17 protein-coding genes are annotated in these 19,852 nt (G+C 71.9%); 14 read left to right on the forward strand and 3 right to left on the reverse strand.

All coding sequences use genetic code 11. The features are described from left to right. Positions 1 to 16 precede the first annotated feature (16 nt). A complete protein-coding gene (locus tag QMK28_RS01785; RefSeq protein ID WP_443050494.1) occupies positions 17 to 1,282 on the forward strand; it encodes a uroporphyrinogen-III synthase in 1,266 nt (421 codons plus the stop codon). Between the two features lie 276 nt (positions 1,283 to 1,558). Continuing rightward, positions 1,559 to 2,233 (forward strand): CGNR zinc finger domain-containing protein, encoded by a 675-nt coding sequence (locus QMK28_RS01790; protein WP_326435158.1) that lies wholly within the window; start codon positions 1,559 to 1,561, stop codon positions 2,231 to 2,233. Between the two features lie 237 nt (positions 2,234 to 2,470). On the opposite strand, the gene QMK28_RS01795 is transcribed toward QMK28_RS01790, so the two are convergent. Next, positions 2,471 to 3,535, reverse strand: a complete 1,065-nt coding sequence (locus QMK28_RS01795) for a CHRD domain-containing protein (RefSeq protein WP_326435159.1) — start codon at positions 3,533 to 3,535, stop codon at positions 2,471 to 2,473. 342 nt (positions 3,536 to 3,877) lie between these two features. On the opposite strand from QMK28_RS01795, the gene QMK28_RS01800 reads away from it, so the two are divergent. From QMK28_RS01800 to QMK28_RS01825, 6 genes are all read left to right on the forward strand, one after another. Further along, complete coding sequence (locus tag QMK28_RS01800; protein WP_326435160.1) at positions 3,878 to 4,486, forward strand: hypothetical protein; 609 nt, start codon at positions 3,878 to 3,880, stop codon at positions 4,484 to 4,486. 100 nt (positions 4,487 to 4,586) lie between these two features. Then, entirely contained in the window at positions 4,587 to 5,177 is a 591-nt protein-coding gene (locus QMK28_RS01805) for a sigma-70 family RNA polymerase sigma factor (RefSeq protein WP_326435161.1), read from the forward strand. Further along, entirely contained in the window at positions 5,174 to 5,926 is a 753-nt protein-coding gene (locus QMK28_RS01810; RefSeq protein ID WP_326435162.1) for an anti-sigma factor family protein, read from the forward strand. The genes QMK28_RS01805 and QMK28_RS01810 overlap by 4 nt, the downstream gene beginning before the upstream one ends. A gap of 255 nt (positions 5,927 to 6,181) precedes the next feature. Continuing rightward, complete coding sequence (locus QMK28_RS01815) at positions 6,182 to 8,533, forward strand: HelD family protein (RefSeq protein WP_326435278.1); 2,352 nt, start codon at positions 6,182 to 6,184, stop codon at positions 8,531 to 8,533. A 681-nt stretch (positions 8,534 to 9,214) separates the two neighbouring features. Then, positions 9,215 to 10,648, forward strand: a complete 1,434-nt coding sequence (locus QMK28_RS01820; protein ID WP_326435163.1) for an NAD-dependent malic enzyme — start codon at positions 9,215 to 9,217, stop codon at positions 10,646 to 10,648. 322 nt (positions 10,649 to 10,970) lie between these two features. Beyond that, entirely contained in the window at positions 10,971 to 11,252 is a 282-nt protein-coding gene (locus tag QMK28_RS01825) for an HU family DNA-binding protein (RefSeq protein ID WP_326435164.1), read from the forward strand. Positions 11,253 to 11,354: 102 nt separating this feature from the next. Here the strand turns inward: QMK28_RS01825 and murA are convergent, their stop codons facing one another. Next, the gene (gene murA, locus QMK28_RS01830) at positions 11,355 to 12,692 is read right to left on the reverse strand and encodes a UDP-N-acetylglucosamine 1-carboxyvinyltransferase (RefSeq protein WP_326435165.1); all 1,338 of its coding nucleotides are present in this window, start codon (positions 12,690 to 12,692) and stop codon (positions 11,355 to 11,357) included. A gap of 264 nt (positions 12,693 to 12,956) precedes the next feature. Here murA and QMK28_RS01835 point away from each other — a divergent pair, with 264 nt between their 5' ends. Further along, positions 12,957 to 13,550, forward strand: coding sequence for a YqgE/AlgH family protein (locus QMK28_RS01835; RefSeq protein WP_326435166.1), 594 nt, complete (start codon positions 12,957 to 12,959; stop codon positions 13,548 to 13,550). A 97-nt stretch (positions 13,551 to 13,647) separates the two neighbouring features. Here QMK28_RS01835 and QMK28_RS01840 read toward each other — a convergent pair whose 3' ends face one another. After that, a complete protein-coding gene (locus tag QMK28_RS01840) occupies positions 13,648 to 14,568 on the reverse strand; it encodes a LysR family transcriptional regulator (protein WP_326435167.1) in 921 nt (306 codons plus the stop codon). Positions 14,569 to 14,676: 108 nt separating this feature from the next. Between QMK28_RS01840 and QMK28_RS01845 the strand changes: the two genes are divergently transcribed. The 5 genes from QMK28_RS01845 to QMK28_RS01865 all read left to right on the forward strand — a co-directional run bounded on the left by QMK28_RS01845 (position 14,677) and on the right by QMK28_RS01865 (position 19,848). After that, a complete protein-coding gene (locus QMK28_RS01845) occupies positions 14,677 to 15,909 on the forward strand; it encodes an MFS transporter (protein ID WP_326435168.1) in 1,233 nt (410 codons plus the stop codon). Beyond that, positions 15,896 to 16,213 carry a DUF3039 domain-containing protein gene (locus QMK28_RS01850; RefSeq protein WP_326435169.1) on the forward strand — a complete coding sequence of 106 codons (318 nt, stop codon included), beginning with the start codon at positions 15,896 to 15,898 and terminating at the stop codon, positions 16,211 to 16,213. Before QMK28_RS01845 ends, QMK28_RS01850 begins: the two co-directional genes overlap by 14 nt. A 243-nt stretch (positions 16,214 to 16,456) precedes the next feature. After that, positions 16,457 to 17,764, forward strand: coding sequence for an extracellular solute-binding protein (locus QMK28_RS01855; protein ID WP_326435170.1), 1,308 nt, complete (start codon positions 16,457 to 16,459; stop codon positions 17,762 to 17,764). A gap of 3 nt (positions 17,765 to 17,767) precedes the next feature. Beyond that, positions 17,768 to 18,766 carry a carbohydrate ABC transporter permease gene (locus QMK28_RS01860; RefSeq protein WP_326435171.1) on the forward strand — a complete coding sequence of 333 codons (999 nt, stop codon included), beginning with the start codon at positions 17,768 to 17,770 and terminating at the stop codon, positions 18,764 to 18,766. A gap of 218 nt (positions 18,767 to 18,984) precedes the next feature. Beyond that, the gene (locus QMK28_RS01865; RefSeq protein WP_326435279.1) at positions 18,985 to 19,848 is read left to right on the forward strand and encodes a carbohydrate ABC transporter permease; all 864 of its coding nucleotides are present in this window, start codon (positions 18,985 to 18,987) and stop codon (positions 19,846 to 19,848) included. The last annotated feature ends 4 nt before the right edge of the window (positions 19,849 to 19,852 follow it).

Genomic DNA, 19,852 nt, shown 5'->3' on the forward strand with positions numbered 1-19,852 from the left:
GCGGGACGAGAGAGTCATGCAGGAGCAGGAGCAGCGGGACCCACGACAGGCACGAGAGCCGGCAGAGCCGGGAGAGTCAGCGGAGCCGGCGCGGGCAGTGGAGCCGGCACAGTCGGCAGAGCCGGCACGGCCACAGGGCGAGAAGGCCGTCGTGGTCGGGCCGCTGGCCGGGTTCACTATCGGGGTCACCGCCGCCCGCCGCGCCGAGGAACTGGGCACGCTGCTCATCCGGCGCGGCGCGGCCGTGCTGCACGCTCCGGCGCTGCGCATCGTGCCGCTGACGGACGACACGGAATTGCTCGCCACCACGAAGCAGCTGCTCGACCAGGCCCCCGACATCGTCATCGCGACCACCGCGATCGGCTTCCGGGGCTGGATCGAGGCCGCCGACGGCTGGGGCCTGGGCGAGGCGCTGCTCGAACGGCTGCGGGGCGTCGAGCTGCTGGCCCGCGGCCCCAAGGTGCGCGGGGCCATCCGCGCGGCCGGGCTCACCGAGCACTGGTCGCCCGCCTCCGAGTCGATGGCCGAGGTGCTCGACCGGCTGCTGGAGCAGGGTGTGGACGGGCGGCGGATCGCCATCCAGCTGCACGGCGAACCGCTGCCGGGCTTCATCGAGGCGCTGCGGGTCGCGGGCGGCGAGGTCATCGGGGTGCCCGTGTACCGCTGGATGCCGCCGGAGGACATCGGGCCCGTCGACCGGCTGATCGACGCGACGATCGGCCGGTCCCTCGACGCGGTGACCTTCACCAGCGCGCCCGCCGCCGCGAGCCTGCTGCGGCGGGCCGAAGAGCGGGGCATCCAGCGGGAGTTGGTGGAAGCACTGCGCCACGACGTGCTGCCGGCGTGCGTCGGCTCGGTCACCGCGCTGCCGTTGCAGGCCCACGACATCGTCACCTACCAGCCGGAGCGCTTCCGGCTGGGCCCGCTCGTCCAGCTGCTGTGCCGGGAAATGCCGGGCCGGGCCAGGGCGTTGCCGGTCGCCGGGCACCGGGTGGAGATCCGGGGCCAGGCGGTGCTGGTCGACGGCGAGCTGCGGGCCGTACCGCCCGCCGGGATGTCGCTGCTGCGGGCGCTGGCCCGGCGCGCCGGCTGGGTGGTGCCACGGGCCGAGCTGCTGGCGGCGCTGCCGGGGTCCGGCCGGGACGAGCACGCGGTGGAGAGCGCGATGGCCCGGCTGCGGGTGGCGCTCGGGGCCCCGAAGCTCATCCAGACCGTGGTGAAGCGGGGGTACCGGCTGGCGCTGGACCCGTCGGCCGACACGAAGTACGGGGACGACGCGTAGCGGTGAAGTACGGGGGCGGCGGGTAGCGGTTGGCGGTGGCGGGTGCGGTGACGGCTCGCGGGGGACGCGCCGCGCGACGCGGGCATCCGGAACCGGCGGGGCGACCGGAACCGGCGGGGCGACCGGAACCGGCGGGGCGCGGCTGAACGCGGGCTTCCGGCCCGGATCGTCCCCACGCCCGGTCGGGGGTCTTCCGGCCGTGCGTGGGGGCGGGCACTCTGGGAAACGCGCCCGCGCGGTGCGCGGAACCAGTGGTCCGGAAGGAGTGACAGGGGCATGGCGTCGGCGACGGCCTCCCACGATCTGCGGTTCGACTCCGGGCGGATCTGCCTGGACCTGGTGGCCACCGTCGTCGGACGGCTCGGTGAGGATCCGGCCGAACGGCTCGGCAGACCCGGGCAGTTGGCCGCCTGGCTGATCGGGGCCGGGCTGGTGCCGAGCGGCGCCGAACTCGACTCGGTGGACACCCGCTGGCTGGCCCGCTTCCGCGAGCTGCGGGAGCTGCTGCACCGCGTCGTGCACAGCGAAATCGGCGGAATCAGCAGTACGGATGGGACCGGGGGGACCGGTGGGACCGGCCGGGGCGCGTCGAGCCTCGACGTCATCGCCACGGAACGGGATGTGGGGCGGCTCAACGCGCTCGCCGCGATACCGCCGCCCGCCGTACGGGCCGTCCGCGCCCGGGACGGCGCACTGGTGCGTACGCTCGTCGCCGCTCCGGACTGCGCGGCGCTGCTCGGCGCGGTCGCCCGGGACGCCGTCGAGCTGCTCACCGACCCGGTGCTGCGCGGGCAGTTGCGGCAGTGCGAGGGAGAGAACTGCTCGCTGGTCTACCTCGACACCTCGCGCGGACGCCGACGGCGGTGGTGCTCCAGTGAGGTGTGCGGCAACCGCGAACGGGTGGCCCGGCACCGGCGGCGGGCGGTCGCCGCGCAGCTGTGGAAGCCGTAGCAGCCGTCGAAGCCGTAGAAGAGAGGCAGAGCCGCGCGAACAACCCCGTCCATGGCGCAACCCCCCCGACATGGCGCACCCCCCGGACATGGCGCAGCTCCCGGTCGGGGGGCCGGGAGCTGCGCGCTGGTGGGGCGGTTGGTGAGCCGAGGGTGGGGTGTGGGTGACCGCGCGTGCGTTCGCTGACGGTCACCCGCACCCGCTCACCCGCCGCCGGGTATCAGGTGTCGCCGGTCGTCACGCGCCGTTCACGAAGAGGTAGTCGGCCCGGTAGGGCACCGCGACCTTCCGCTGCTTGTGCGGGTCGCAGCTGCCCGCCGGGGCGACGCCGCCGGCCGTGTTGAGGCGCAGGATCTCGTCGGTGCCCGCGAGCAGGCCGTGCTTCTTGCCGGCCTGCTCGGCGCGCAGGTCGAGTTCGGGGATGTTGTCCGCGCCGTTCGGGGTCCTGCTGATCAGTTGGCCGGTCACCGCGGAGCGGTCGCGCGCGACCCAGGCGGGCGGGCCCTGCGGTCCGGGCTTGGCGAAGGAGTGCGAGATGCCGCGCTGAAGCCGGGCGCTGACGTTGTTCTGGGTGAAGGCGTAGCCGCCGCCCGGCTGCTGGGTGCAGGCGTAGATCTGCGAGCCCTTGACCACGGACGCCTGGAAGTTCTGCCGCAGCGCCTTGTTCATGTCGATCGCGCCGGCCAGTTTGTGCACCTGGCCGCGTACGGCGCCGCCGGGGAATTCACCGGTGTGCAGATTGAAGTAGAACCCGTTCGGATTCGTCCGCAGGTCGTTGAGGAGTCGCTGATCCCCGACCTTTACCGTGCCGCTCACCGAGGTGCGGCCGTCGGGCAGTTTCTTCGCGAAGAACGGGATCTTTATCGCGCCGTTCGTCCCCTTCGCGCCCTGGTGGATATGGGCGGCGGTGGGTGCGGCGATGCCGCGGAACTTGAAGGCGAACGAGACCTCGTCGCCCTGGACGCGCATAAAGGCGATCGCCTTGCCGTCCTTGTCCCCGACGGCCGGACCGCCGGGCGCGGGGACCTCGTTGGCGCCGTTGAGGCTGCCCGCGAAGAAGGCCGCGCCGCTCTGGTTCGTCGCGCTGAGCTTGCCGAGGCCGCTGTCCCGCGTGCTGCCGTGCGCGGTGCCGTGCGACGTGCCCTGTGCGTGGCTGTGCCCCTGCCGGCCGTTGTCCCCACTGGCCGAGTCCGCGAAGGCGGGCAGCACCGTGAGGGCCAGTCCGGCGGTCGCGGCGACGGCGGTGGCGCCGACCAGGACGGTGGTGCGCCGGTTCTCGGTGCGCCAGTTGATCGATCGCATGATGCGGTCCTCCCGTGTCGGAGCCGCTGCCCCCTGCAACGGCTTCCGGGGTGTGTTACGGGGCCGATCAGCGAACCCGTTCAGCTGGAAAATGGGTGCTGCGTCACATGGATTCCGTTGAACGCGGAGGCCATTCGATCCGTAGGCGATCCGTGGAGCGACCGGCCCGCGAAGATTCTTCGAATTTCTTCGCCGGGCGTTGAGTCGCTTCGTACACCGGGGCCGTAGTGATGGCTGGCAGGGCCGATAGGGCCGGTGGGGCCGAATGCGGCCGACGGGGCCGTTCAACGGGGTACGGGCTGTTGAACAGAGCCGTGAAGAATGCGAATCGGGGATGACGACATGCGTAGGACGAATCGACTCGGACTGCTCGCCGCTACGGGGCTCGCCGCCCTCGCGCTGACCGCTACCGCCTGCGACTCGGGCGGCTCGGACTACGGCGGCTCGGACAGGAGCGACACCCCGGCGAAGGACACGGGGCAGCAGCCGTCGCCCGCGGCCGGCGGCGCGGACCTGGCCGCCGCAGAGTCCCCGCGACTGGGCAGCATCGTCACCGACGCCGAGGGCCGCACGCTGTACCGCTTCGGCCAGGACACCGCCGACCCGTCGGTCTCGAACTGCAAGGACGACTGCGCCGCCAAGTGGCCGCCCGCGCTCGCCGGGGGCCGGGCGACGCTCAAGGGCGTCGACAAGAACCTGGTGTCCACGGTGACCCGCGCGGACGGCGGCAAGCAACTCACCCTCGCCGGCTGGCCGCTGTACCGCTTCGCGCAGGACGCGAAGCCCGGCGACGCCAAGGGGCAGGGCGTCGGCGGCACCTGGTTCGCCAGCACCCCCGAGGGCAAGAAGGCGCAGGCCGGGGCGGCGGGCGCGGAGGACAAGCAGGGGAGTGACGGCGCGGACGGCGGCGAGAATGGCGACGGCAGTGGCAGTGACGAGTACGGCTACTGATGGCGCTCGGGCCCGTACGGCCGGGCTGCGGGGCCAGGCAGGGCCGGCAGCGCTCTCGGGCCTGTCGGGATCGGATCACCACGCCGTATCGACCGGGGGGTTGAAAGTGCGCGAGGATGCCGTCGTGGCAGACGACGGTCCGCTCAGGGAGAATTCCGGCGCCAGACATGCCGGCCGGGTCAGAGCGCCCGACGAGGAACTGATGCGGGGCTTGTACGCGGAACACGCGGGCCCGCTGCTCGGCTACGTCCTGCGGCTGGTGGCGGGTGACCGCCACCGGGCCGAGGACATCGTGCAGGAGACCCTGCTGCGGGCCTGGCGCAACGCGGACCAGCTGAGCCGCGCCACCGGGTCCGTACGGCCCTGGCTGGTGACGGTCGCCCGCCGGATCGTCATCGACGGGCACCGCGGCCGGCAGGCCCGCCCGCAGGAGGTCGACCCGGCGCCGCTGGAGATGATGCCCGCGGAGGACGAGATGGACCGGGCGCTGTCGCTGATGACGATGTCCGAGGCGATGCGGGAACTCAGCGGTGCGCACCGCGAAGTGCTCGTCGAGACCTACTTCAAGGGCCGCACTGTCGGTGAGGCCGCCGAGGCGCTGCGGATTCCCGCCGGAACGGTCAGATCACGGGTGTTCTACGCACTGCGCTCACTGAAACTCGCGCTGGAGGAGAGAGGGGTGACGGCATGACGTCGCGAGAGCAACAGCACACCGATGTCGGCGCGTACGCGCTCGGCGTACTCGACGACGTGGACGCCACCCGCTTCGAGGAGCACCTCGCGGACTGCCCGAGCTGCGCCGCACAGCTCGACGACCTGATGGGGCTGCCGCCGCTGCTCGCGGACTTCGCGGCCGGCGGGGGTTCCGTCGGCCCGGCGGACCCGGCGTTCGTCGCCGCTCCCGGGCCGGGGCCCGAGCTGCTGGACCGGCTGCTCGGCGAGGTCGCCGCGACCCGCAGGACGGCCCGCAGGCGGCGGCTGTACCTGGTCGCCGCGGCCGCCGCGCTGATCATCGGCGGCCCGGCGGTCGCGACAGTGGTCAGCTCCGATGACGGGGCCGGGGACCGCGCCATCGCCGGCCCCGCGATGGCGATGTACCAGCAGGGCGAGAAGATCGGGCGGACCGACCCGACCACCAAAGTGGCCGCCACGGTCTCGATGGAGCAGAAGCCGTGGGGCACCCATGTCGCGCTCAAGCTGGGCAACGTCAAGGGTCCGCTCAAGTGCGACCTGGTAGCCGTCTCCAAGAGCGGCGAGGAGCAGACGGTCACCACCTGGGCGGTCCCCAAGTGGGGCTACGGCGTGCCCGGCGGCAAGGGTGACAAAGGGAACAAGGAACCGTTCTACGCGCACGGCGGCGCGGCCCTCGACCGGAACGATATCGACCACTTCGAGGTGCGCACCCTCGACGGCCGGCGTCTGGTGCGCGTCCCGGTCTGACGCCGGTCCGATGCCGGTCTCGGTCCGACGGCGCCGCCCGCGCCCCCGGCCCGACGCCGCTCCGACGCCGCTCCGACGCCGCCCTGATGTCGCCTGTGCCCCGGTTTGCCCCCATCGTTGACGTGCGTGCGCGCAGCCCCCGTGTTCGCGTACGGTTGACGGCTGCCTGAGCACGTCAGAAGGGGGCCTTGCGTGGTAGCGCAAGACGCAGCGCAAACCGCATCGCCCGAGGGCGTGCGCGACCGCGAAATCGCCATGGAGCAGCAGCACCTGAACCGGGTGTACCGCCGTCTCAACGAGAAGATTCACGAGGCCGAGTTCCTGGTGGGCGATGCCTCCCAACGGGGACAGGTCGGAACCCCCGGCGCGCTCGCCGAGCGCGACGCGCAGGTTTTCCGCGCCGGAATCCACCTCAACCGGCTGAACAGCGAATTCGAGGACTTTCTCTTCGGCCGCATCGACCTGCTCGAAGGAAAGGACGGCGAACGAGGAGCCGACGGCGCGTTCAGCTCGGTGGAGCCCGCGGAGGGAGCCGTCGAACAGGACGCGGAGGGCCGTGGCCACGCACGGATCGAGGAGACCCTGCACATCGGGCGCATCGGCGTCCTGGACACCGACTACGCGCCGCTGGTCATCGACTGGCGGGCGCCGGCCGCCGCGCCGTTCTACCGCTCGACGCCCAAGGAGCCGGGCCGGGTGGTGCGCCGCCGGGTGATCCGCAGCAAGGGCCGCAAGGTGCTCGGCGTCGAGGACGACCTGCTCCGTCCCGAGCTGACCGTGAGCCTGAACGGCGGCGGTCTGCCGGTCATCGGCGACGGCGCGCTGATGGCCGCGCTCGGCCAGGCCCGCAGCCACACGATGCGCGACATCGTCTCGTCGATCCAGGCCGAACAGGACCTGGTCATCCGAGCCCCCGCGACCTCGGTCGCCGAGGTCGGCGGCGGCCCCGGCACCGGCAAGACGGCGGTCGCCCTGCACCGGGCCGCCTACCTGCTCTACCAGGACCGCAGGCGCTACGCCGGCGGCATCCTGGTGGTCAGCCCGACCCCGCTGCTCGTCGCCTACACCGAGGGCGTGCTGCCCTCGCTCGGCGAGGAGGGCCAGGTCGCCATCCGGGCCGTCGGCAGCCTCGTCGACGGCGCGGAGGCCGATACGTACGACGAGCCCGCCGTGGCCCGGATCAAGGGCTCCGCACGGATGCTCAAGGTGCTCCGCAAGGCGGCCAGGGGCGCGCTGGAGCAGCCCCGGCCGCAGCCGTCGAGCCGGGACAACGGCGGCCAGCTCGCCTTCGGCGAGGACGACGAACAGGCCGGCGAAGCCGCGGGCGGCACCGCGGCCGTCACCCCGACCTCGCTGCGCGTCGTCGCCTTCGGCGCCCGCGTCGAACTGGGCGAACGGGAGCTGACCCGCATCCGCGAGTCGGCCCTCGGCGGCTCCGCGCCGGTCAACCTGCTGCGCCCGCGCGCCCGGCGACTGCTGCTGGACGCGCTCTGGTCCGCCTCGGGCAGCCGCAAGCGGTTCACCGACCCGGACATGGCCGCCGAGGCGCGGGCGGCCTTCGACGAGGACGTCTCGACCGAGGACGTCTTCATCGGCTTCATGGCCGCGTGGTGGCCGGAGCTGACCCCGCGCCGGGTGCTCGGCGCGATGGCCGACGAGCGGCGGCTCGGCCGCTGGGCGCGCCGGGTGCTCACGCCGCGCGAGACCCGGCAGCTGGCCCGCTCGCTGCGCCGGCTGGACGAGGACGGCAAGGGCCCGCTGTCCGTCCACGACGTGGCGCTGCTCGACGAGCTGCACACGCTGCTCGGCGCGCTGCCGCCGCCCAAGAAGCGCGAGCACGATCCGCTGGACCAGCTCACCGGTCTCGACGAGGTCACCACCTTCTCCGACCGGATGTCCTCGCGCCGCAGCCGGCTGGACCGGATGGAGGAGGAGCGCACGGACTACGCCCACGTCATCGTCGACGAGGCGCAGGACCTGACGCCCATGCAGTGGCGGCTGGTCGGCCGCCGCGGCCGGCAGGCCACCTGGACGGTCGTCGGCGACCCGGCGCAGAGCTCCTGGTCCGACCCGGACGAGGCGGCCGAGGCCCGCGATGAGGCGCTCGGCTCCCGGCCGCGCCGGAAGTTCTCGCTGACCGTCAACTACCGCAACCCGGCGGAGATCGCGGAGGTGGCGGCGAAGGTGCTGGCGCTCGCGATGCCCGGCATGGAGTCGCCGCGCGCGGTCCGCTCGACCGGCCTGGCGCCCCGCTTCGCGGTCGCCCAGGGCGACGTGGGCACCTCGGTGCGGGAGGAGGCGCAGCGGCTGCTGGACGAGGTGGACGGCACCGTCGGCGTGGTCGTCGCCATGCACCTGCGCGAGCAGGCCAGGCACTGGCTGGCGGGCCTCGGCGACCGGGTGGTGGCGCTGGGCAGCCTGGAGGCGAAGGGGCTGGAATACGACGCGACGGTCGTCGTCTCCCCGGCCGAGATCGCGGACGAGTCCCCGGCGGGCCTGCGGGTGCTCTACGTGGCGCTGACCCGGGCGACGCAACGACTCACGGTCCTGTCGGGGGACCGGGACCAGCCGGATGAGCGGGGGGTCCCGGACCTGTTGAGGGAGTAGTCGGCGGGGGTGTCCTCAATCGCCTGGGGGCTAAATTCAGCCCGTTGGGGGCACCTCCCGGACGAAGTCTGGGGGAGATTGAGGACCCCCGTGGCCGAGGGGCCGAGGGGCCGAGGGGCCGATCCGGAGCTCCTTGTCCGGGTCCGTACGGGTCCGTACGGGCCCCGCCTGGCCCGTCTGCGCCCCAAATGGCGGGAAGCCGCCCCCGGCCGCCTGCGCGGGGAGTGCGGCCGTCCACGACGGCATACGCGGCTCCGGCACCGCGTCCCTACAGGCTCCGCGCGGCCCGCGAAGGGCGGCCCGCGGTGGATTCGAGCCATCTTGCGGGGCGGGAATCGCTTTGCGGGACCGTTTGTTAGCCTGGTGTCGGCACCGGCTCGATCCAAGCCCCCGGGCCCAACCTCAGTCGCTACGAGCGACCACTTGCCGCGAGGCGAGCATGGCGGGTCGGTGCCGTTTCAAGCGGTTGACGGGCGTCTCTCCTTCGGGAGAGGCGCCCGTCGTCGTCTCCGGAGTCGGGGGTTCCGCCAAAGGGGACTCTCTCGTATGGTGGAAACATACTTCCGAAACCAGCTGCCTTAACGTCTACCGGCTGGTAGGTGGGACGATCCGAGGGTATGACCCGGCTTGCGCCGAGGTCATGCGCGAAGCGAAGCACAGGGAAAGCAGAGGAAGTCGGCCATGGCAACGGCGCCCAGCGTCTCGTACTCGATCACGGTGCGGCTGGAGGTTCCCGCGAGCGGAACCGCGGTCAGTCAGCTCACCACGGCTGTGGAGTCCTCCGGCGGTTCCGTCACCGGCCTCGACGTCACCGCTTCCGGCCACGAGATGCTGCGGATCGATGTGACCATCGCCACGACCTCGACCGCGCACGCCGACGAGATCGTCGGAAAGCTCCGCGGCATCGAGGGCATCTCGCTGGGCAAGGTCTCCGACCGAACCTTCCTGATGCACCTCGGCGGCAAGATCGAGATGGCCTCGAAGCACCCCATCCGCAACCGTGACGATCTCTCCATGATCTACACGCCGGGTGTGGCCCGCGTCTGCATGGCCATCGCGGAGAACCCCGAGGACGCCCGCCGGCTGACCATCAAGCGCAACACCGTCGCGGTCGTCACCGACGGTTCCGCGGTGCTGGGCCTGGGCAACATCGGCCCGATGGCCGCGCTGCCGGTGATGGAGGGCAAGGCGGCCCTGTTCAAGACCTTCGCGGGCATCGACGCCTGGCCGATCTGCCTGGACACCCAGGACACCGACGAGATCGTCGCGATCGTCAAGGCCATCGCCCCCGGCTTCGCGGGCATCAACCTGGAGGACATCTCGGCGCCCCGCTGCTTCGAGATCGAGGCCCGGCTGCGCGAGGCCCTGGACATCCCGGTCTTCCACGACGACCAGCACGGCACCGCCATCGTCGTGCTCGCCTCGCTGACCAACGCGCTGCGCGTGGTCGGCAAGGCGATCGGCGACGTACGGGTCGTCATGTCCGGCGCGGGTGCGGCCGGCACGGCCATCCTCAAGCTGCTCATCGCCGCCGGCGTCCGGCACGCGGTGGTCGCCGACATCCACGGTGTCGTGCACGCCAAGCGGGAGGACCTGGTCTCCGCGGACCCCGGGTCCCCGTTGCGCTGGGTGGCGGACAACACCAACCCCGAAGGTGTCACCGGCACCCTCAAGGAGGCCGTGCGCGGCGCGGACGTCTTCATCGGCGTCTCGGCCCCCAATGTGATCAACGGCGCGGACGTGGCCGCGATGGCCGAGGGCAGCATCGTCTTCGCCCTCGCCAACCCCGACCCCGAGGTGGACCCCGGCATCGCCCGGGAGACCGCCTCCGTGGTCGCCACGGGCCGCAGCGACTTCCCCAATCAGATCAACAACGTGCTGGTCTTCCCGGGGGTTTTCCGCGGTCTGCTGGACGCTCAGTCCCGTACGGTCAATACGGACATGATGCTGGCAGCGGCGGGCGCGCTCGCGGATGTGGTCGCCGAGGACGAACTCAACGCGAACTACATCATTCCGAGCGTCTTCAACGACAAGGTCGCGGGCACGGTGGCCGGAGCGGTCCGTACGGCGGCGAAGGCGGCCGGAGCGGCTGTGACGGCGGCCACCACCGCGTAGGCACGGCGCGTCGCGGGACGCGGTGCCCGTAACGTCCCCCTAGGGTGGCGGGCAGAAAACGGCCGCGACCTGAAGCCCACACTGAAGCCGACCGCGATGTGCTGCCGGGAGCAGGCGGAACGTCACCACTCCACGGGCAGTGGCGCTTTTCGCGTGACTCTCCGGGGTGCCGGATTGGCGTTCCCGCCGCAGGTGGGGGCAGGATGCCTATCCGGGCGCGAGGGTCTGGCAGCAGACCCGGGTCCGGGGACTGTCCGAGGACCCTGGCAGCATCGGCTTCGATCTCACGCCTCATCGGCACGAAGAACACGGGAGTACAGATATGAACCGCAGTGAGCTGGTGGCCGCTCTGTCCGAGCGCGCCGAGGTGACCCGCAAGGACGCCGACGCCGTTCTGGCCGCTCTCGCCGAGACCATCGGTGAGGTCGTCGCCAAGGGCGAGGAGAAGGTCACCATCCCCGGCTTCCTGACCTTCGAGCGCACCCACCGTGCCGCTCGTACCGCTCGGAACCCGCAGACCGGCGACCCGATCCAGATCCCGGCCGGCTACAGCGTGAAGGTCTCCGCGGGCTCAAAGCTCAAGGAAGCCGCCAAGGGCAAGTAGGGCCGCACCACCGCACGACCGCTCAATACGAAGGGCGGCCATCCTCGGGATGGCCGCCCTTCGGCGTACGCACGGGCCGCCGAGGCGGCCCGTGACGGGGGGTCAGGCGGACAGCGCGCCGTTCGGGAGCTCGACCTTCGCACCCAGTGCCACGAGCTTCTCCATGAAGCTCTCGTAGCCGCGGTTGATCAGCTCGATGCCGTGCACCCGTGAGGTGCCCTCGGCCGCGAGCGCCGCGATCAGGTACGAGAAGCCGCCGCGCAGGTCGGGGATGACCAGATCGGCGCCCTGGAGCTTGGCCGGTCCGGAGACGACGGCCGAGTGCAGGAAGTTGCGCTGGCCGAAGCGGCAGGCGGAACCGCCCAGGCACTCGCGGTAGAGCTGGATGTGCGCGCCCATCTGGTTCAACGCGGAGGTGAATCCCAGCCGCGACTCGTAGACCGTCTCGTGGACGATGGAGAGCCCGGACGCCTGGGTCAGCGCGACGACCAGCGGCTGCTGCCAGTCGGTCTGGAAGCCGGGGTGGACGTCGGTCTCCAGCGCGATGGCGTTGAGCGGGCCGCCCGGGTGCCAGAAGCGGATGCCCTCGTCGTCGATCTCGAAGGCGCCGCCGACCCGCCGGAAGGTGTTCAGGAAGGTCATCATCGACCGCTGGTGGGCGCCGCGGACGTAGATGTTCCCCTCGGTCGCCAGCGCCGCGCTGGCCCAGGAGGCGGCCTCCAGGCGGTCCGGGAGGGCGCGGTGGTTGTAGCCGCCGAGCTTGTCGACGCCGGTGATCCGGATGGTCCGGTCGGTGTCCATCGAGATGATCGCGCCCATTTTCTGCAGGACGCAGATCAGGTCCTCGATCTCCGGCTCGACCGCCGCGTTCGACAGCTCGGTGACGCCCTCGGCCAGCACGGCCGTCAGCAGCACCTGCTCGGTCGAACCGACGGACGGGTACGGGAGGCGGATCTTGCAGCCGCGCAGCCGCTGCGGGGCCTCCAGGTACTGCCCGTCGTCCCGCTTCTCGATCGTCGCGCCGAACTGGCGCAGCACCTCGAAGTGGAAGTCGATCGGCCGGCCGCCGATGTCGCAGCCGCCCAGACCGGGGATGAAGGCGTGGCCGAGCCGGTGCAGCAGCGGGCCGCAGAACAGGATCGGGATGCGCGAGGAGCCGGCGTGCGCGTCGATGTCGGCGACGTTGGCGCTTTCCACATGCGACGGATCGAGAACCAGCTCGCCCGGTTCCTCGCCGGGGCGCACGGTGACGCCGTGCAGCTGCAGCAGTCCGCGGACCACACGCACATCACGGATGTCGGGGACATTGCGCAATCGGCTGGGCCCGCTGCCGAGCAGCGCGGCGACCATGGCCTTGGGCACGAGGTTCTTCGCGCCGCGAACCCGGATCTCACCTTCGAGCGGGATGCCGCCGTGGACAAGCAGTACGTCGTCGGTCATGGATCTCGCGTTCCTGGAGATGGGCGGGGGGGCAAAAGGAAATGGTAAGGGGAGGACGCCGGATACCCGTAAGGCCGAAGGGGCCGTATGCGCGTCATGGGTCCGTCACAACACTCTCCGCTGTCGCCGCGCGGCGCTCTGTGGCCGCCGGCCGCCGCCCGGGCGCGCCGGCGCGCCCCCGTTGCTGTCGTACGCCCCGGCTGCTCTCGCACGTGAGCCGCCGTTGACTCCCCGCCGCGGCCGGATCTGCGGGATCATGTGCCCATGACCGAGGTGTCCTCGCTCACAGGCCGGCTGCTCGTGGCGACTCCGGCGCTGGCGGACCCGAACTTCGACCGCGCGGTGGTGCTGCTCCTCGACCACGACGAGGAGGGCTCGCTCGGCGTCGTGCTCAACCGCCCCACGCCGGTCGGGGTGGGCGACATCCTGGCGTCCTGGGCGGGCCTGGCCGGCGAGCCCGGCGTGGTCTTCCAGGGCGGCCCGGTCTCGCTCGACTCGGCGCTGGCCCTCGCGGTCGTGCCGGGCGAGCCGCACGCCTCACAGGGCGCCGCGGTCGCCGGGGACGGCCCGCTGGGCTGGCGGCGGGTGCACGGCGCGATCGGCCTCGTCGACCTGGACGCGCCCCCCGAGCTGCTGGCCGCCGCCCTGGGCTCGCTGCGGATCTTCGCCGGTTACGCCGGCTGGGGCCCCGGCCAGCTGCGCGAGGAGCTGACCGACGGCGCGTGGTACGTCGTCGAGTCGGAGCCCGGCGACGTCTCCTCGCCCGACCCCGAGCGGCTCTGGCGCTCCGTGCTGCGACGGCAGCGCAGCGAGCTGGCGATGGTGGCCACCTATCCGGATGACGCGAGCCTCAACTGACGGGGAGCGGCTGAGCGGGCCGGGCTGATGGGGCGGCTGTGGGGTTCGGCTGTGGGGGCGGCCGGTCCGGTGGAATCCAGGCCGCACCGGTCGTCCCTTACGCGCCGGCCTCTCCGCCGACCAGCCCCAGGAGTCGTTCGGCCAGCGGATGCGCGCCGAGCGCCGGGATCGCGATGCGCACAGGCACCGGCGGCGCGTTCTTCAGCCGTACGAACCGCACCCCGGGGTGCGTATAGCGCCCGGCGACGGACCGCGGCGCGACCCCGACCCCGTGGTCCGCGGCCACGGACTCCACCCACTCGTCGAAGTTCCCGGCCGTGCAGGCCACCCGCGGCCGAGCGCCCTCGGGCCACAGGTCGGGCCGGGTAGTACCGCTGACCGTATTGACGACCAGCGGCAGCCCGGCCAGCTCCGACCAGTCCAGCACGCGCCGCCGGGCCAGCGTGGACGTGCGCGAGACGGCGGCCACCCGGTCCTCGTGGTACAGCACCCGGCTGCGCTCGCCGCCGCCCGTCGCCGGGTCAGCGGGCTCGCCGCGCAGCACCGCCACGTCCGTCTCCCCGGTGTCCAGCCCGGCCGTGGCCGCGTCCCGCCGTACGAGCCGTACGCCCGCGCCCGTGGCCCGCTTGAACTCCTCGACGAGCCGCGCGCACTCCGCCGGAAGCAGCCAGGTGAAGCCGAGCCGCAGCACGGACTCGCGGCAGGGCGCGCGCAGCGCGTCGTCGAGACGGGGGAGTAGTCCGGTCAGCTCGTCATACAGGCGCAGGCCGGCCGGCGTCGGGTCGACGCGTCGGGTGGTGCGCTCCAGCAGCCGGGCGCCGAGGGCCGCTTCCAGGGACTGGACGGTGCGGGTCAGCGCGGGCTGGCCGATGCCGAGCCGGCCGGCGGCGTGGGTGAAGCTCCGCTCCTCGACGACGGCGGTGAAGCAGCGCAGATGGCGGAGTTCGACACCGGGGACGTCACTCAGGGCGGTCGCGTCGCGCACATTCGCATCGCCCGCATCACTCACAGCACTCATGCCGAGTGAGCATAAGTGCACCTCCGGAGGCATTTCCGTCCGCCTCCCGGCCCCGCCTAGCGTCCCGGCCATCACACACCGGACGACCGACGACTGCGGGGAATCATCGTGCGCAAGGTCCTGCTATTGGCCCTGGGGTCCTTCACCCTCGGGCTGGACGCCTACGTCATGGCCGGGCTGCTGCCCGCCATCGCCGACGACACGGGGACGGCGGTCGCTCTCGCCGGCCAGCTGGTCACGGCCTTCACCCTGGCCTACGCCGTGTCCGCGCCGCTCTTCGCCGGGCTGCTCTCGGGGCGCGGGCCGCGCGCCGCTCTGATCGGCGCGCTCGCGCTGTTCACCGTCGCCAACGCGCTGACGGCGCTCGCGCCGACCTTCGCACTGCTGCTGCTGGCCCGGGTGGTCGCTGGAGCGGGCGCGGGGCTCTACTCGGCGCTGTCCACCGCCGCCGCCTCCTCGATGGTCCCGGCCGAGCGGCGCGGCCGGGCCCTCGCCCTGGTCATGGGCGGGATGAGCACCGGCACGGTGCTCGGCGTGCCGCTGGGCGTGCTGCTCGCCGAGCACACCGGCTGGCGCGCCACGCTCTGGCTGGTCACGGCGCTGGGCGCGATCGCGCTCAGCGGCCTCGCCGTCCTGCTGCCGCCGATGCCGTCGATGCCGAGGGCCGCGCGGATACCGGCGCGGGAGCGGCTGGCCGTCGTCGCGGACCGCGCCGTGGCCCCCGTCATCGCGGTGTCCTTTTTCGCCGCGGTCGCCAGCCTCGGCCTCTACACGTACCTCGCCCCGGTCCTCGAATCGGCGGGCGGCGTCCACGAGGTCAGCCCGTACCTGTGGGCGTGGGGCGTCGGCGGAGTGCTGGGCAGCGTTCTCGTGGGCCCGCTCGTGGACCGTGGGGGACGGGTCCTGCTGCTGGTCGGCTCGGTGCTCGCGCTGATCGCGCTGGCCCAGGCGCTGCTGCCGGCCCTCGCGTCCGTACCGCTCGCGGCGGGGCTCGCGCTCGTCGTCTGGGGCGCGGGCGGCTGGGCACTCCAGGTCCCCCAGCAGCACCGGCTGCTCGCGTTGCGCCCGGACCGGGGTCCGGTGGTGCTGGCGCTCAACAACTCCGCGCTCTACCTCGGCAGCGCCGTCGGCTCCGCGCTGGGCGGGCTCGCCCTCGCGGCGGGCCTCGCCCCGTACGTCCTGCCGTGGATCGCGGCCGGCGTGGCGGCCCTCGGCCTGCTGCTGCACGCCCTGACGGCGGTACGCGTCCCCTCCGGGACGGCCGGCGGCGCGACAAGCGCCCCCGAGCCTCAACTGACCGGACCCACCTTGGGTACTCTTGGAAACCATGAGCACTCTTGAGCCCGAGCGCGCGGCTGAGCCCGAGCGCGGTGCGGGCATCGGAACCCTGGTCGAGCCGACACCGCAGGTGTCCCACGGTGACGGGGACCACGAGCGCTTCGCCCATTACGTCCAGAAGGACAAGATCATGGCGAGCGCGCTGGAGGGCACGCCTGTCGTGGCCCTCTGCGGCAAGGTCTGGGTTCCGGGCCGCGATCCGAAGAAGTACCCGGTGTGCCCGATGTGCAAGGAGATTTTCGAGACCATGGGCGCCGGTGGCGACAAGGGCAAGGACGGCAAGGGCGGTAAGGGCGACAAGAAGTAGCGCCCCCGCTGCCTGTCCGTTCGCCGGCTTGTCGGCGTGACGTCCGAAACGGCCCCCGAAGTGCGCTTTCGCGTGCTTCGGGGGCCGTTTCCGTTGCATCCTGCGCTGCTGCTGGTCACAGAGTGGTAGAGACCTTTCGAACACCTCTTGTCCGGTCGGCCAACCCCTTCTAGTCTCCTGCGTGTTGTGCAGCACGAAACGACCGTTGCGTATGGTGCAACACCGACCCGTGGGAGTCCCTCCGTGAAGCTCTCTGCCCGAATCGTCGCTTCGGCGGCGGCGCTCGCCCTGGCCGGGCTCACCGCCACCGCCTGCGCCCCGTCCACCTCCGACAACAGCTCGAAGACGGACGAGAAGAGCGGCACCCTGCGCGTCTGGCTCTTCCAAGAGGTCAACAACAAGCCCAAGCAGGCCGTGGTCAACAGCGCGGTCACCGCTTTCGAGCAGCGGCACGAGGACGTCAAGGTCGACGTCGCCTACATACCGGTCGACACCCGCGCGCAGAAGATCAAAGCCGCCTTCAACGACCCGAAGAGCGCGCCCGACCTCATCGAGTACGGCAACACCGACACCGCCGGCTACGTCAACGACGGCGGACTCGCCGACGTCAGCGAGGAGTTCGCCGCCTGGGACGAGGCAGCGGACACCGACCCGACCGCCAAGCAGTCGGTGACGGTGGACGGCAAGATCTACGGCGCGCCGTTCTTCGTGGGCGTGCGGGCCCTCTACTACCGCACCGACGTCTTCAAGGACCTCGGGATCAAGCCGCCGAAGACACAGGCCGCGCTGGTCGCCGCGGCCAAGAAGATCCGCGAGGAGCGCCCCGAGCTGTACGGGCTGGTGGTCGGCGGGGCGTACACCTACGGGGCCATGCCGTTCATCTGGGCCAACGGCGGCGAACTCGCCACCGAGAAGGGCGGCGCGTACACCTCCGCCATCGACAGCCCCGCCGCCCGCAAGGGCATCAAGGCGTACACCCGGCTGTTCGGCGACGACAACTGCCCGGCGACGAAGTGCGCCGAGATGGGCGGCAACGACACCATCGAGGCGTTCTCCTCGGGCAAGGCCGGCATGGCCATCGGCGGCGACTTCAACCACCAGGCCGTCGAGGACGGCAAGGTCAAGGGGAAGTACGCGGTCGTGCCGCTGCCCGGCGTCAAGTCCGGCGACATCGCCCCGGCCTTCGCGGGCGGCAACAACGTCGGCGTGCTCAAGAGCACTTCGCACCGCACCCTCGCGGTGAGCCTGATGAAGTCGCTCGCGGGCAAGGACACCCAGCGCAAGCAGTTCGACGCGATGGGCTTCCTGCCGACCTTCACCGACGTGCGCAAGGAGGTCGCCGAGCGGGAGCCGTTCGTCGAGCCGTTCGTACGGACCCTCGGCGCGGGCGCGAAGTTCGTCCCCGCCTCGCCCGGCTGGGCAACCATCGACGCCTCGCTGGTGCTGCCGAACATGTTCCAGGAGGTCGTCAGCGGCCGTCAGGGCGTGGACGCGGCGGCGGGCGACGCGGCGAAGAAGATGGACGAGTCCTTCCAGAAGTCCGCGGGCTGACCGATGGCACAGAACCTGACGGCCGAGGCCGCCCTCGCGCGCGAGCCCGCGGCGGCGGCACGGCGGCGGCTCCGGCCGCCCGAGCGGCGGCAGAGCGCCGGCTCCGGCCGCCGCGGCGGCTGGACCCCCTGGCTCTACCTCGCCCCCGCGCTCGTCGTCCTCGCCGGGCTGCTCATCTACCCGATCTACCAACTCGGGCTGATCTCCTTCCTGGAGTACACCCAGGCGCAGGTCAGCGGTGGCGAGCCGACGACCTTCAAAGGCTTCGGCAACTACGCCGAACTCTTCGGCGACAGCCAGTTCTGGCAGGTGCTGGTCGCCACCCTGGCCTTCGCCGGCGCCTGCGTGCTCTGCACGCTCGCCCTCGGCTGCGCGCTCGCCGTGCTGCTCACCCGGATCCGGGCGGTGCCGCGGCTGGCGCTGATGCTCGCCGCGCTCGGCGCGTGGGCGACCCCCGCCATCACCGGCTCGACCGTCTGGGTCTTCCTCTTCGACCCCGACTTCGGACCGGTCAACAAGATCCTCACCGGCGCCGGGCTGAGCGGCTTCGCCGACTACTCCTGGACGTACGGCCGCTACAGCGCCTTCGCGCTGGTGCTGCTCGAAGTGGTCTGGTGCTCGTTCCCGTTCGTCATGGTCACCCTCTACGCCGGGATCAGGGCGATCCCCGAGGAGGTGCTGGAGGCGGCCTCGCTGGACGGCGCCTCGGCCTGGCGGATCTGGCGCAGCGTCATGGCCCCGATGCTGCGGCCGATCCTGATCGTCGTCACCATCCAGTCGATCATCTGGGACTTCAAAGTCTTCACCCAGATCTATGTGATGACCAACGGCGGCGGCATCGCGGGGCAGAACCTCACGCTCAACGTCTACGCGTACCAGAAGGCGTTCGCGTCCTCGCAGTACAGCCTCGGGTCGGCCATCGGCGTCGTCATGCTGCTGATCCTGCTCATCGTCACCCTCGGGTATCTGCGGCTGCTGCGCCGGCAAGGAGAAGAGCTGTGACCGCTCCCGTACCCGCTCCCGTACCCGGTTCCGCGCCCGCTCCCGTACCCGCTCCCGTACCCGGTTCCGCGCCCGCTCCCGTACCCGCTCCCGTACCCGGTTCCGCGCCCGCTCCCGTACCCGCTCCCGTACCCGGTTCCGCGCCCGTCCCCGCGCCCATCGCGGCTTCCGGTGGCCCGGTCGCCGTCCGCCCGGTCGCCGGCCGTTTCGCCGGGCGGCTGCGGGTGCGGCGGCCGTGGGTGCGGCGGCCGTGGCGGCTGGCCGCCGAGGCGACCGCGCTGGTCGTCGCCGCGGTCGTCGCCTTTCCGCTGTACTGGATGGTGCTCTCCGCCTTCAAGCCGGCCGGCGAGGTGCAGTCCGACTCGCCCCGGCCCTGGACCCTGCACCCCTCGCTGGACGCCTTCCGGCGCGTCTTCGACCAGCAGGACTTCGGCCGCTACTTCCTCAACAGCCTGCTGGTGGCCGGGACGGTGGTGATCGCCTCCGCGCTGATCGCCTTCCTCGCCGCGACCGCCGTCACCCGCTTCCGCTTCAAGTTCCGCACCACGCTGCTCATCATGTTCCTGGTCGCGCAGATGGTGCCGATCGAGGCGCTGACCATCCCGATGTTCTTCCTGATGCGGGACCTGGGCGACACCGTGCCCGGGATCGGGCTCAACACGCTGGGTTCGCTGATCCTGCCGCACATCGCCTTCTCGCTGCCGTTCGCGATCTGGATGCTGCGCGGCTTCGTCAAGGCCGTCCCGGAGTCGCTGGAGGAGGCGGCCTTCATCGACGGCGCGAGCCGCAGCCGCTTCCTGTGGCAGATCCTCTTCCCGCTGGTCTTCCCCGGACTCGTCGCGACGAGCGTCTTCTCCTTCATCTCCACCTGGAACGATTTCCTGTTCGCCAAGTCGTTCATCATCAGCGCCACGGAGAACTCCACGCTGCCGATGGCGCTGCTCGTCTTCTTCAAGGACGAGGGCAACGACTGGGGCGGGATCATGGCAGCATCGACCGTGATGACCATCCCTGTGCTGGTCTTCTTCGTACTCGTACAGCGCCGGCTCGTCTCGGGCCTCGGCGGCGCGGTGAAGGACTGATCGC

It is taken from the genome of Streptomyces sp. H27-D2, from assembly GCF_035828615.1.
GTDB lineage: Bacteria > Actinomycetota > Actinomycetes > Streptomycetales > Streptomycetaceae > Streptomyces.

Coding starts and splice junctions, on each gene's coding strand:
- QMK28_RS01860 (WP_326435171.1), top strand. CDS start 17,768: ATGGCACAGAACCTGACGGCCGAGGCCGCCCTCGCGCGCGAGCCCGCG.
- QMK28_RS01785 (WP_443050494.1), top strand. CDS start 17: ATGCAGGAGCAGGAGCAGCGGGACCCACGACAGGCACGAGAGCCGGCA.
- QMK28_RS01815 (WP_326435278.1), top strand. CDS start 6,182: ATGGAGCAGCAGCACCTGAACCGGGTGTACCGCCGTCTCAACGAGAAG.
- QMK28_RS01835 (WP_326435166.1), top strand. CDS start 12,957: ATGACCGAGGTGTCCTCGCTCACAGGCCGGCTGCTCGTGGCGACTCCG.
- QMK28_RS01820 (WP_326435163.1), top strand. CDS start 9,215: ATGGCAACGGCGCCCAGCGTCTCGTACTCGATCACGGTGCGGCTGGAG.
- murA (WP_326435165.1), bottom strand. CDS start 12,692: ATGACCGACGACGTACTGCTTGTCCACGGCGGCATCCCGCTCGAAGGT.
- QMK28_RS01850 (WP_326435169.1), top strand. CDS start 15,896: ATGAGCACTCTTGAGCCCGAGCGCGCGGCTGAGCCCGAGCGCGGTGCG.
- QMK28_RS01840 (WP_326435167.1), bottom strand. CDS start 14,568: ATGAGTGCTGTGAGTGATGCGGGCGATGCGAATGTGCGCGACGCGACC.
- QMK28_RS01825 (WP_326435164.1), top strand. CDS start 10,971: ATGAACCGCAGTGAGCTGGTGGCCGCTCTGTCCGAGCGCGCCGAGGTG.
- QMK28_RS01800 (WP_326435160.1), top strand. CDS start 3,878: ATGCGTAGGACGAATCGACTCGGACTGCTCGCCGCTACGGGGCTCGCC.
- QMK28_RS01810 (WP_326435162.1), top strand. CDS start 5,174: ATGACGTCGCGAGAGCAACAGCACACCGATGTCGGCGCGTACGCGCTC.
- QMK28_RS01790 (WP_326435158.1), top strand. CDS start 1,559: ATGGCGTCGGCGACGGCCTCCCACGATCTGCGGTTCGACTCCGGGCGG.
- QMK28_RS01795 (WP_326435159.1), bottom strand. CDS start 3,535: ATGCGATCGATCAACTGGCGCACCGAGAACCGGCGCACCACCGTCCTG.